This is a genomic window from Frankia sp. CeTa3Moorea (genome assembly GCF_978021225.1).
Map to the genome: position 1 here is coordinate 5,067 of NZ_CDXDOR010000105.1, position 11,435 is coordinate 16,501.

At 69.3% G+C, this 11,435-nt stretch carries 12 protein-coding genes; 4 read left to right on the plus strand and 8 right to left on the minus strand.

Annotated elements, in window-relative coordinates; translation table 11 throughout:
* From AC08OV_RS16990 to pdhA, 3 genes are all read right to left on the minus strand, one after another.
* Positions 1-505, minus strand: a 505-nt coding sequence (locus AC08OV_RS16990; protein ID WP_476619929.1) for a biotin/lipoyl-containing protein, incomplete at its 3' end; no start/stop codon positions are given.
* A gap of 52 nt (positions 506-557) precedes the next feature.
* Positions 558-1,619, minus strand: a complete 1,062-nt coding sequence (locus tag AC08OV_RS16995; RefSeq protein ID WP_476613645.1) for an alpha-ketoacid dehydrogenase subunit beta — start codon at positions 1,617-1,619, stop codon at positions 558-560.
* Positions 1,616-2,815, minus strand: coding sequence for a pyruvate dehydrogenase (acetyl-transferring) E1 component subunit alpha (gene pdhA, locus AC08OV_RS17000; protein WP_476613652.1), 1,200 nt, complete (start codon positions 2,813-2,815; stop codon positions 1,616-1,618). The genes AC08OV_RS16995 and pdhA overlap by 4 nt, the downstream gene beginning before the upstream one ends.
* A gap of 126 nt (positions 2,816-2,941) precedes the next feature.
* Between pdhA and AC08OV_RS17005 the strand changes: the two genes are divergently transcribed.
* Both AC08OV_RS17005 and AC08OV_RS17010 read left to right on the plus strand, forming a co-directional pair.
* Entirely contained in the window at positions 2,942-3,853 is a 912-nt protein-coding gene (locus AC08OV_RS17005) for an LLM class F420-dependent oxidoreductase (protein WP_476613653.1), read from the plus strand.
* A 228-nt stretch (positions 3,854-4,081) separates the two neighbouring features.
* Positions 4,082-5,173 carry a CapA family protein gene (locus tag AC08OV_RS17010; RefSeq protein WP_476613646.1) on the plus strand — a complete coding sequence of 364 codons (1,092 nt, stop codon included), beginning with the start codon at positions 4,082-4,084 and terminating at the stop codon, positions 5,171-5,173.
* A gap of 58 nt (positions 5,174-5,231) precedes the next feature.
* Here the strand turns inward: AC08OV_RS17010 and AC08OV_RS17015 are convergent, their stop codons facing one another.
* Complete coding sequence (locus AC08OV_RS17015; protein WP_476613647.1) at positions 5,232-5,741, minus strand: Fur family transcriptional regulator; 510 nt, start codon at positions 5,739-5,741, stop codon at positions 5,232-5,234.
* A gap of 450 nt (positions 5,742-6,191) precedes the next feature.
* On the opposite strand from AC08OV_RS17015, the gene AC08OV_RS17020 reads away from it, so the two are divergent.
* Positions 6,192-6,833, plus strand: a complete 642-nt coding sequence (locus AC08OV_RS17020) for a hypothetical protein (protein WP_476613648.1) — start codon at positions 6,192-6,194, stop codon at positions 6,831-6,833.
* Here AC08OV_RS17020 and AC08OV_RS17025 read toward each other — a convergent pair.
* The gene (locus AC08OV_RS17025; RefSeq protein WP_476613649.1) at positions 6,775-8,397 is read right to left on the minus strand and encodes a hypothetical protein; all 1,623 of its coding nucleotides are present in this window, start codon (positions 8,395-8,397) and stop codon (positions 6,775-6,777) included. The two genes, AC08OV_RS17020 and AC08OV_RS17025, sit on opposite strands and share 59 nt — an antisense overlap.
* Before the next feature lie 61 nt (positions 8,398-8,458).
* The gene (locus AC08OV_RS17030; RefSeq protein ID WP_476613650.1) at positions 8,459-9,706 is read right to left on the minus strand and encodes a pyridoxal phosphate-dependent aminotransferase; all 1,248 of its coding nucleotides are present in this window, start codon (positions 9,704-9,706) and stop codon (positions 8,459-8,461) included.
* A gap of 599 nt (positions 9,707-10,305) precedes the next feature.
* Here AC08OV_RS17030 and AC08OV_RS17035 point away from each other — a divergent pair.
* On the plus strand, positions 10,306-10,641 hold the full coding sequence (locus AC08OV_RS17035) for a type II toxin-antitoxin system VapB family antitoxin (RefSeq protein WP_462186460.1): 336 nt from the start codon (positions 10,306-10,308) through the stop codon (positions 10,639-10,641).
* Here the strand turns inward: AC08OV_RS17035 and AC08OV_RS17040 are convergent.
* Together AC08OV_RS17040 and AC08OV_RS17045 are read right to left on the minus strand one after the other, a co-directional pair.
* Positions 10,620-10,976, minus strand: a complete 357-nt coding sequence (locus AC08OV_RS17040) for a hypothetical protein (protein WP_462186441.1) — start codon at positions 10,974-10,976, stop codon at positions 10,620-10,622. The two genes, AC08OV_RS17035 and AC08OV_RS17040, sit on opposite strands and share 22 nt — an antisense overlap.
* Positions 10,977-11,097: 121 nt before the next feature.
* Positions 11,098-11,435, minus strand: a 338-nt coding sequence (locus tag AC08OV_RS17045; RefSeq protein ID WP_476613651.1) for an HNH endonuclease signature motif containing protein, incomplete at its 5' end; no start/stop codon positions are given.

Consider the following 11,435-nt stretch of genomic DNA (forward strand, 5'->3'; position numbering starts at 1 on the left):
CGGGGCGGGGGCCGGCGAGGGAGGCGAGGTCGACGCCGAGGTCACGGGCGAGCTTGCGGACCGGCGGTTTGGCGAGCCCCGGACCAGCTGTGTGCCCCGGACCGGCTGGCATAGGTGGTCGTCGAGGGCGGCGCCGGCGGCTCTCGGCCGTCCTCGGCCCATAACCCACGAGGACTGGGGTGCGCTCGATGCTGCCAGCGTCCCGGGATGTCGGCAGGCTGTTCTCACCCGTCCTGTTCCCACCCGTCCCGTCGGGTTCGGCGTCGGCGGTCTGGATGGTCAGCAGGGGTGCGCCGACCGCGAGGGTTGTTCCCTCGGCGCCGTGGATCTCGGCCAGGATCCCGGCGAACGGGCTGGGGACCTCGACGACCGCCTTCGCGGTCTCGACCTCGACGAGGGGCTGGTTCACCGTGACGGTATCCCCGACCTGGGCAAGCCACCGGACGATGTCCGCCTCGGTCAGACCTTCGCCGAGGTCAGGGAGCCGGAACTGTCGCTGCGTCACGGTAACCCCAGTCAGATAGCCGGTTGGTCGGTCCTCATGCTTCTCAGGATGCTCAGTACGCGAAGGAACGGTCCACGGCGTCGAGGATGCGGTCGACGTCGGGGAGGTAGTGGTCTTCGAGGCGGGCCGGGGGATACGGGGTGTCGAAACCGGTGACCCGCAGGACCGGCGCCTCCAGGGAGTAAAACGCCTGCTCCGCCACTCGTGCGGCGACCTCGGCCGACACCGAGACGTTGGACGGTGCCTCGTGGACCACGACCAGCCGGCCGGTCCGGCGTACCGAGTCGAGCACGGGTTCCAGGTCCAGGGGCGAGAGCGTCCGCAGGTCGATGACCTCCAGCGACCGGCTGTCGTCCGCCGCGCTGATCTCGGCGGCGTCGAGGCAGGTCCGCACGGTGGGACCATAGCCGACGAGGGTCGCGTCCGTGCCGGTGCGCACGACCCGGCTGGCGTGCAGTTGGGTGAGCTCGTCCGCGGGCAGTTCGGCGAGGGGGCGCGGGTCGACCACGCCCTTCTCCCAGTACCGCCGTTTCGGTTCGAGGAAGATCACCGGATCGTCGGACCGGATGGCCTGCTGGATCATGTGATGGGCGTCGACCGGGTTCGAGCAGGCGACAACCTTCAGGCCGGCAGTGTGGCAGAAGTACGCCTCCGGCGACTCACTGTGATGCTCGACGGCGCCGATCCCGCCGCCGAAGGGGATGCGGATCGTTACCGGCAGCCGGATCCGGCCGGCCGACCGGTAGTGCAGCTTCGCGAGTTGGCTGACGATCTGGTCGAACGCGGGGTAGACGAACCCATCGAACTGGATCTCACAGACCGGCCGGTAACCGCGCATGGCCAGCCCGATCGCCGTGCCGACGATCGCCGACTCGGCCAGCGGGGTGTCGATGACCCTGGCCTCGCCGAATTCCTGTTGCAGCCCGTCGGTCACCCGGAAGACCCCGCCGAGCTTGCCGACGTCCTCCCCCATGATCAGAACCTTGGGATCGGTGGCCATCGCCGAACGCAGCCCGAGGCTCAACGCCTTGGCCATGGTGACCGGGGCGCGGGCGACCCGTTCACCGACCTCGTCGGAGCGTTGCTCCCCGGCAACGACAGCCCCGCTGGTCACCGGTTCCCCTCGAGTACGCCCATCTCGTCCTCCACGCCGGGCCCCTCCACGTCGAACATGGCCGCCAACGCCGATCGCTGGGCCGTCACGAGTTCATTCTCAGCCACCTGCACATGATCGAACAGGCTGGTCGGGATCGGATCCGGCAGCGCGACGCACTGCGCGCGCAGCTCGTGCGCGAAGGCGTCCGCCTCGATGGCCAGCTGCCGCAGACTCTCCTCGGTGAGCAGGCCCCGCGCTGTCAGGTGGGCGCGCATCCGGTCCAACGGATCACGCCGACGCCACATGCCCAGTTCACTCTCCGGACGGTAGCGGCTGGGATCGTCTGCCGTGGTGTGCGGATTCATCCGGTAGGTCACGGCCTCCACCAGCACCGGGCCACGCCCGGCACGCGCGGTCGCCAGGGCCCACCGGGTCACCGCGAGACACGCCAGCACGTCGTTGCCGTCCACCCGCACGCCCGGGAAGCCGAAGCCGGCGGCCCGGTGGACGATCTCGATTCGGCTCTGGCGCCGAGCGGGCGCTGAGATGGCCCACTGGTTGTTCTGGCAGAAGAACACCAGCGGAGGCGCGAACACGCTCGCCCATCCGAACGCCTCGCTGACGTCGCCCTCGCTCGACGCCCCGTCACCGAAGTACGCAATGGCCGCGTCGTCGGTGCCGTCCCGGGCGATTCCCATCGCGTAGCCGGTGGCGTGCAGCGCCTGCGAGCCCACGACGATCGAGTAGAGGGCGCATCCGTGAGTGTCCGGATCCCAGCCACCGAGCGTCGTGCCGCGATAGATCGCCAGGATTTCCCTCGGCCTGACTCCCCGGCACCAGGCCACCCCGTGTTCCCGGTACGACGGGAACGCCATGTCGCCAGGCCTCAGCGCCCGGCCGGATCCGACTTGGGCCGCCTCCTGGCCCCGCAGGCTTGCCCACAGCCCCAGCTCGCCCTGGCGCTGCAGGCTGGTCGCCTCTTCGTCGAACCGGCGGATGAACACCATGTCCCGATACAGCCCATACAGATCGTCGTCGGTCAGATCGGCGATCTGGGCGGCCAGATCGACGGCTGTCCGGGGCGGGTCCGCTCCCGCGGCGCCCGCCCCGCCGGCGCGGGCTCTGGAGGGATCGGGCCCCGGCGCATCGGGCCCGGCTGCCGTCGTCGTGGACGCGGTGGTGATCCGGTGGCCGGCCGGGGTGAGCAGCTGCATGAGCTCCGTCACACTCGCCAACGATAGACCTTGGACGGACAGTGGCAACCGGATCCGGCGGTCCCGCCGTGACGAGTGACCATCGCTCCTGCTCGGTACGGTTGCGCGGTGACGAGTGCGCAGCACATGAGCCGCCCGCCGGCCCGGCGTGAGATCGGCAAGGTGGGGATCTGGAGTGGCCAGTTCGACTTCTCCCCGGCCGCGGTCGTCCGGGAGGCGATCGCAGAACTCGACGATCTCGGTTATCCGACGTTGTGGACCGGTGAGGTCAAGGGGCGCGAGGTGCTGGTCACCGCGGCTCTGGCGCTCGCGGCCACCTCCCGGATGACGATCGCGACCGGGATCGCGCAGATCCTCGCCCGTAACCCGCTCACCATGACCGCTGGTCAGCTGGCCCTCGCCGAGGCGTACCCGGACCGGTTCCTGCTCGGGCTCGGGGTGTCCCACGCCGAGCTGATGCACATCCGGGGCGCCTCCTACACGCGCCCACTCGCCCAGATGGCGGCGTACCTCGACGAGATGGACCGGATGGCGGTCGAGCAGTACCGGGCCGTGCCACCGCCCGGTGCCCCGCCACGGGTGCTCGCCGCGCTCGGTCCGAAGATGCTCGGCCTCGCCCGGGACCGGGCCGACGGCGCCCACACCTATTTCGTGCCACCCGAGCACACCGCTGCCGCCCGGGACATCCTCGGGCCCGACAAGCTGCTCGTCCCCGAGCAGGCGTTCGTCCTGCACCCCGATCCGGAACAGGCCCGTGAGCTCGCCCGCCGGCACACCGGGTCCTATCTTCGGCTGCCGAACTACACGGCGAACCTGCGGCGTTTCGGGTTCGACGACGACGATCTCGCCGGCTCGGGCTCGGACCGCCTGGTCGACACGATCGTCCCCTGGGGGGACGCGGACGTTCTGCTCAGGCGGATCAAGGAGCATCTCGACGCCGGGGCCGATCAGGTGGCCGTGCAGGTGCTTGACTTCGACCGCCGTGGGCTGCCGCGTCGGCAGTGGCGCGAACTGGCACCGGTGCTGTCGGCACTCTGACGTCGGACGGACCGCGGCGGTCGAGCTCGGGATCATGGGAACGGCCGGGACGCGGCCGGGACGCGGCCGGGACGCGGCCGGTTCGCGAGTGGCTCGTCGTGGTGTGGTCGTCACGGAGGGGGGGAGCCTGGCGTGGAGCGGGGTGCAGCCAGCCGGCGTGCTCGGTGCGTTCGGTGCAGAGGAGGGCGCACGGCCGTCGCCGGTGGCGTCGCCGTCATCGTCGGGTTCATGTTCGTCGCCTGTGCCGTGCCCTACGGCGAGGACCGTCCGAGGCCGACGCCGCACGCCGACGGTGCCTCCGCCACCACCGGTCCCCCGGCCGGGGCCACCGCGGCCACCGCGGGAGCCGCACCCGTCGGTGACGGCCCGCGGCGGCCGACGGGGCAGCCGGTCACCATCGCCTTCGGCGGCGACATCCACTTCGAGGGTGCTCCCGGTCAGCGGCTCGCCGCCGATCCGCCGACGGCGATCGGACCCATGTCGGCGGCCCTGACCGCAGCCGATCTCGCGATCGCGAACCTGGAGACGGCGGTGACGGACCGTGGCGCCGCGGCCCAGAAGGCGTATGTGTTCCGGGCTTCGCCCACCGCGTTCACCGCGGTACGGGCGGCCGGCATCGACGTCGTCACGATGGCCAACAACCACGGCATGGACTACGGCATCGAAGGCCTGCAGGATTCGCTACGTTACGCCCGGGATGCGCACTTTCCGCTCGTCGGCATCGGCGTGGACGACACCGCCGCGTACGCCCCGTACATGACGACGGTCAAGAGGCAGCGTATCGCCGTCCTCGGGGCCACCCAAGTGCTCGACGACGAGTTGATCGCGGCCTGGACGGCGGGTCCGAACAAACCCGGCCTGGCATCGGCAAAGGAGGTCGATCGGCTGGTGCGAGCCGTGCGGGCCGCGCGGGCCGAGGCGGACACGGTCATCGTCTTCCTGCACTGGGGGACTGAACAGCAGCAGTGCCCCAACGAGGCACAGCGCGCCCTGCTCCCCCGGCTGGCGGTCGCGGGCGCGGACGTCGTCATCGGGAGCCACGCCCACGTTCTGCTGGGCGCCGGATGGAACTCCGACGGAGTGTACGTCGGCTACGGGTTGGGGAACTTTGTGTTCTATTCCTCCGGCGCCGGCCGGAACACCGAGTCCGGGGTGCTGGAACTGACCGTCGCTGGCCGGGCGGTCATGGCCGCCGCCTGGCTACCCGCCCGGATCGTGGGGGGCACCCCCCAGCCGGTGACCGGTGCCGCGGGAGCCCGGGCCCTGGCGAACTGGAATGCCCTGCGCGCCTGCACCGGCCTCTCGGCGACGGCACCCTGACCGACGGCTGCGCGCACTGTGCCCCGCGGTGCGTCCCCTGCTCCGCCGGGAACCTCGCTCAGGTGGCCGGTCGGGCCGCGCAGGTGGCACAGGTGCCGTAGATCTCCACAGTGTGCACGACGTCGACGAATCCCTCGGCGTTGGCAACCTTGGCGGTCCACGCCTCGATCTCCGGTCCCGCGATCTCTACCGTCCGGCCGCAGGAGCGGCAGACGAGGTGATGGTGATGGTCGTCAGAGGCACAGCGCCGGTAGACGGTCTCACCGTCGTCCCGGCGGATCATGTCGACCTCGCCGCGGTCGGCCAGCACCTGCAGATGGCGGTACACCGTCGTGAGCCCGACCGCGGCGCCCTGCGCCCGTAGCCGGGCGTGCAGATCCTGGGCGCTGGTGAAGGCGTCGGTCTCGGCAAGCGCGGCGGAGACGGCGTCGCCCTGCCGGGTGGCACGCACGGCCGTCCCCCGGCTCGGCGCCGGACGGCGCTCCGCCGTCTTATCCCGCTGGTTGCGGGGGTCGCGGGCCGGCCGGCCCGTGCCGGCCGACCTGGTGTCGTTCCCCGCGGTGCTCACGTCGCTCCCTTCGCTGCCGTTCAGTCTGTCTGGTCGGTTCAGTCTGTTGCCGGTGTCGCCCTTACCGTCCGTGCCTCTCATCCCGACTGTGCCGTCCGTCCCGCCCGGGGCGTGCACCAGCCGTGGGGTCGGCTCGGACCCGTGAGCTTCTTGGGGTGTACGGGCCACGTTCTCACTTTCTCATCTCCTCGCCGCGCTGGGCGTGCCTGGCGACGGGAATGGGCACGCGTCCGTTGAACATTATTGACAATGGTTTTCATCCCGGATGTGCTGGGTGGAGGTGTGAATGCGCTTGCGACCTGATCGCAGGAAAGCCCTGAGGTAACTCGCTGCCACCCGTTGCCACTCCCGAGCTCGTGGCGGCGATCCGCTGACGGCCGCACCCACCGGTGATCTGCGACGCTCCGAGGCATAACCTTCGCCCAGAGTAGATCCAGGGTGGAGGGATGCATGGCGGGGCGTAGCGGCCGACCTGGGTGGTTGCGGGAACCGGATCCGCTCCAGAACCCCCTCGGTAGTCGGCTCGCCATTCTCGGCGCGATCGTGCTGGTGATTGGCGGGGGAGCGGCGACCCTGACAGGCGGTGCGGATCCGGCGTCCGGGCTGCCCGCGTCGACCACCGGCGGCTCTGCATCCACCGCGAACGGCTCTACGTCCACCGCGAACGGCTCTACGTCCACTGCGAATGACTCTGCCGAGCTGGCCTCCTGGTACCACGGCAGCGAGGGTCTGCGGACCCGGGTCGCCACGGACGTCGCGGCGGCCCGAGCGTATCTGGCCGCCCAGGACGGCGCTTCCCTGCGGCCCGTCTGCGTCTCCCTCGGCACCGACACGCAGGCGGCGCTGACCGCGCCGGTGCCGCCGACCGCGGCCGCGCAGGCGCGGTTCGATGCCGGCGGCAGGGACTATGCCGCCGCTGCGGCGTCCTGCGGGCAGCTCTTCGACGGCACCCGGATCCAGGTCGGCGTGCTGCAGCAGCGCATCGCGTCGTCGTTGGCGGACGGTGACCGGGAATGGGGGGCGCTGGCCGCTCTCATCGGACAGCCGATGGCGACTGCGAGTCCCCCCGCGGCGTCGGGGCGCAGCGGGTGAGGCCGTGCAGGGTGCCGGTGAGCGGAAAGGTCCGGATCTCTTGCTCACACCATCCGGCCTGCCGCAGGGACGCGAGTTCGGCGGCCGTGCCCCGGAGGTCGTAGGCGAGAATGAATAGCAGGATCCGGTCCGGCGGTTGCGGGCGGCTGCGGATCGCGCCGTCCGCGCCGTCCTTCCCGATCACGCTCAGGAAGGTTGTCGCCGATCGGGGTACCCGGGGCCCGATCGGCGGTCCCCCGGGCGATGCGTCGTCGCTGAGGTCCATGGCGTAGAGCCAGCCCGCTCGCGCCAGTCGGCCGCCGACGATGACGAGATCGCCCGCCCGATACTCGGCGCGGGCGGCGATCGTCGCGTCGACCATGGCCTCGATCGGACGGGGATCGTGGCGTTCGTCCCACAGCGTGATGGTCCCGCCGACCGCGCAGACCGGCATCACCGCCAGCGCGATCAGGCCGACGGCCGCGGGAAGCCGCGCCGGCCCGACCGGCCTGGCTGCCTGGGCCGTGCGGGCCAGGTCTGCAACGCCGACCGCGACGATGATGGTGAGCAACGGAACCAGAAACAGATTGGTCCGACAGGCCCCGAAGGGCCAGTAGCGTCCGGCGCTGGCCGCGAGCTGGAGCAGTTCGGCGCCGATCAAGGCGACGATAAGGATCACCCCGTCGGGGCGTCGGCGCAGTACCCGGACTCCGAGCGCCAGCGCAACCGCCGTGGCCGTCCCGACGAGCAGCGTCGGGAGGCGATGCCCCTCGAGGAGGGAGTGCACCAGATTGGGGTCATAACGGTCGATCCCGGGCGGAGCGCCACCGAGAATCGCGCCGGTCTGTTCGAGCGTGAACCGCAGGCCGCCAAGGATCCCTCGATCGGCGAGGAAGTGATCGTCCCAGAAATGGCTCGCCCGTTGACTGGACTGGTGCGCCACAAAGATCATCATGTGGGCGCCGGCCAGGAGGAGGGCGGGGCCCACCCGTCCGGTGGTGCGTACCACGGTGCGTCGGGGCACCGCGCGGACCAGGTCGTAGCCAGCGAGGGGAACCAGCAGAAACACCGCGGGCAGCGACAGCAGCGCCAGCGCCCCGGCCGCGGTCCGGCGTGGGAGCGTGGCCTGTCCTATCCACAGCGCGACCACCGCGAGGGTGACCACCGCATCGAGGACGTAGGGCTTGAGCTGTGTGCCGGTGTCGACGACGGTGCCGGCGAGGGCGGCCGTCACCGCGGCGGCCACGGCCGGCACCCGGCCGGTGAACCGCCGCGCGAGCAGGAAGCCGCCCGCGGCGAGCAGCGGTAGCCAGATTCCCGCTCCGACGAGCCGGAGCGACCAACTGTGCCAGCCGAGGATGGTCCCGGTCAGTCGGGTCAGCGCCAGTGAGCCGATCGAGGACGGGGTGTTGGCCGCCGTCAGTTCCGACCAGAACGTCGGCCACGGTTCCCCCGCGAAGTGCGGGCGCCACAGCTCGTCGTACCAGAGCGGACGATCGATCCGGGCTCGCAGCGCGATCTGCGCCCCGATCGTGGCGGCGACCAGCAGACCCACGAGCAGGACGTCGCCACGCCGTTTTTCCACAGGTTGTCCACAGGGCGTTGGTGTCCTGTGGACAACCTCCCCGATGGTGTCGATTGCTCCGTCAGTTCTGTCGCTGGGAGGGGTGCTGTCGCTGGGAGGGGTGTTTGTAGGAGGCCAGGAAGCGATCGATCCGGCCGATGGCGTCCGTGAGATCGTCCACCGCGGGCAGGGTCACGATCCGGACATGGTCGGGATGCGGCCAGTTGAAGCCGCTGCCCTGGACGAGCAGGATCTTCTCGGCCAACAGCAGATCGAGGACGAACCGCTCGTCGTCCCGGATCGGGTAGACGGCGGGGTCCAGTCGGGGGAAGGCGTACAGCGCCCCCCGCGGCGGGACGCACGACACCCCGGGGATGTCGTTGAGGAGCTTCACGACCGTGTCTCGTTGTTCGCGCAGCCGGCCGCCGGGCAGGACGAGGTCCCCGGCGCCGCCGTCCTCCGTGAGGGCGGCGACCGTGGCGAACTGCCCGGGCGCGTTGGCGCACAGGCGCATGTTCGCGAGGATGTTCACTCCCTCGATGTAGCTCGAGGCGTGGCCGCGCGGACCGGACATCACCATCCACCCGGCCCGGAACCCGGCTAGCCGATAGGACTTCGACAGCCCGTTGAAGGTCATGCAGACCAGGTCCGGCGCGAGCGCCGCGGTCGCGATGTGCTCGGCGTCGTCGTAGAGGATCCGGTCGTAGATCTCATCGGACAGCAGCATCAGGTGGTGGCGGCGGGCGACCTCGACGATGTTCTCCAGCAGCTGCCGGTCGTAGACGGCACCAGTCGGGTTGTTTGGGTTGATGACGACGATCGCTCGTGTCCGCGGGGTGACCTTGGCGGCGATGTCGTCGGGGTCGGGCGCCCAGCCGGCGGACTCGTCGCAGAGGTAGTGCACGGGCCGGCCGCCGCACAGGCTGACCACGGCCGTCCACAGTGGATAGTCGGGCGCGGGGAGCAGCACCTCGTCGCCGTTGTTGAGCAACGCCTGCAACGACATCATGATCAGTTCGGAGACGCCGTTGCCGAGGTAGACCCCGCCGGGGTCGAGGCCGGTGACCCCCTTACGGAGGTGATAGCGCACGACCGCTTCCCGGGCGGCGAGCAGTCCCTTGGAGTCGCTGTAACCCTGTGCATCCGCAAGGTTTGCCACGACGGCCTCGAGTACCTCCGGCGGTGCGGAGAAGCCGAACGGCGCGGGATTGCCGATGTTCAGCTTGAGGATGCGCGAACCCGCAGCTTCCAGCCGGGTCGCTTCGTCGAGGACAGGCCCGCGGACGTCGTAGCAGACGTCGGCGAGCTTGTCGGACTGGGTGAACTCCATCTACCCAGAGTAGGTGGGCTGTCCAGCGGATTTTCTGCCGGCCGGCGGCGTGCCGGCGAGTTCACCCCGCGGGAGTGACTCCGAGGCTCAGCCACCTTCGTAGATGATCGTTACTCGACGGTTGCGTGCTCATCCGGCCGGATCGGCTGATCCGTGCCCGGTCGCCGAGAGCCGTGCCGCTCCTTGGCACGAAGGTCGACTGATTATGGACGTCATCCTGTGTTTCGGGTCCAGTCGACTCACCTGCACTCCGGCAATCTTGTCACCGGTCGCATCAGGTGGGAGTCAGGTGAATACGTACTGATCAGATCCGGTTCGGCAAGCGCATACGTGGTGAGGTCGATACGTCGACCGGCGTCTGGAGGCAGGCAGAGCACGACGTCGTCCATGGAACCTCCTCGATATAAGGTTAGCCTTACCTAAATATACCTTGCTGCGAGATCAAGAGAAGGGGTGACAGCTGCGGGCATCTGACCTGCAGCCGTGGTCCGGGTGTCCACGCGGCTCGATGCTGCGGGGCCACCGGGGTCTTATAGGGGGGGCGGGGATTCTAGGCTGTCGTGGTCGGAGAATGTCTCGCCCTCGAGGAGGAGGTGCCGGTGATCTTCAGATTGGTCGGAGACGGTCGCCCGTACCCCGAGCACGGCCTTGGCCAGCGGGACTGGGCGGCCATTCCCCCTCGCCAGGTTCGGCTCGACCAGCTCGTCACCACCAAGCGGGTGCTCGCACTCGATGTTCTTCTCGATGAGGACTCGACCTTCTACGGTGACCTCTTCCCTCACGTCGTCGAGTGGGGCGGAGCTCTCTACCTGGAGGATGGCCTGCATCGTGCTGTACGGGCCGCGCTGCAGCAGCGCACGTCCATACACGCCCGCGTCTACGTTCTGACCGGCCCGGCCCTGACCGGTCCGGCTCAGTCGTCGGCGGCGCGGTAGATGACGAAGACGTCCTTGCCAACCCTGGCGAAGAGGTAGCGTGGACAGTCTGATGTCGGACGGTACGCCATGATCGGACGGAACACCGGCGATCGCCTGACCTCCTTGAGGCTGCCACCTGCCATCTGGCGTGCACGGCTTCCTGTGATGTCCAGCTCGTCTGAACGCTTGTACCATCCGCCGCAGTAGCGGATCTCGTCCGGTCGTGATGTCCACGCGGGGGTGTGGAAGAACCACATCAGATACACCGTCCGCATCAGCAGCACAAGCAGCAGGATGATGAACAGGGCTCGGATGAAGTTCCCAGCTCGTCCGGGCGCGAGGATGGGGCTCACAAGGTTAGGAGCCTACGGGCATCCCGTTCGTAGCTGAGCATCGGCTCTCGTGTCCCCCCACATCGGGTCGCGGTACGCCGAGGCAGACAGTTGGATCATTTCCATACCCCCTAGGGGTAAGTCAGGCTACTTGTCTTGTCGGGACGGTCTCAGCTGGCGCGGTTGAGGGACTATCGCCGAGGAGCTCCAACAAATCCAGACCCGGATGCAGCCGCGGTGTCTGCTGCGTCAGCGTTCCGTCACGATGGCGGGCGACAATCGAACCGTCGCGTCCGCGCTGCAGAACAATCCGCCTTTCATGAATAGTCCGATGATGAAGGGAGCAGATCGGCACGAGATTGTCAAGATCTGTGTTTCCGCCTTCGGATGCCCATTCCTTCATGTGATGTATCTGGAGCCAGCGGGTATGATGGCAACCCGGATACTGGCATACTCCCCGGTCGCGCGCATAAATTGCTA

Coding starts and splice junctions, on each gene's coding strand:
- pdhA (WP_476613652.1), bottom strand. CDS start 2,815: ATGCAGCTGCTCACCCCGGCCGGCCACCGGATCACCACCGCGTCCACG.
- AC08OV_RS17030 (WP_476613650.1), bottom strand. CDS start 9,706: ATGGAGTTCACCCAGTCCGACAAGCTCGCCGACGTCTGCTACGACGTC.
- AC08OV_RS17020 (WP_476613648.1), top strand. CDS start 6,192: ATGGCGGGGCGTAGCGGCCGACCTGGGTGGTTGCGGGAACCGGATCCG.
- AC08OV_RS17005 (WP_476613653.1), top strand. CDS start 2,942: ATGAGCCGCCCGCCGGCCCGGCGTGAGATCGGCAAGGTGGGGATCTGG.
- AC08OV_RS17010 (WP_476613646.1), top strand. CDS start 4,082: ATGTTCGTCGCCTGTGCCGTGCCCTACGGCGAGGACCGTCCGAGGCCG.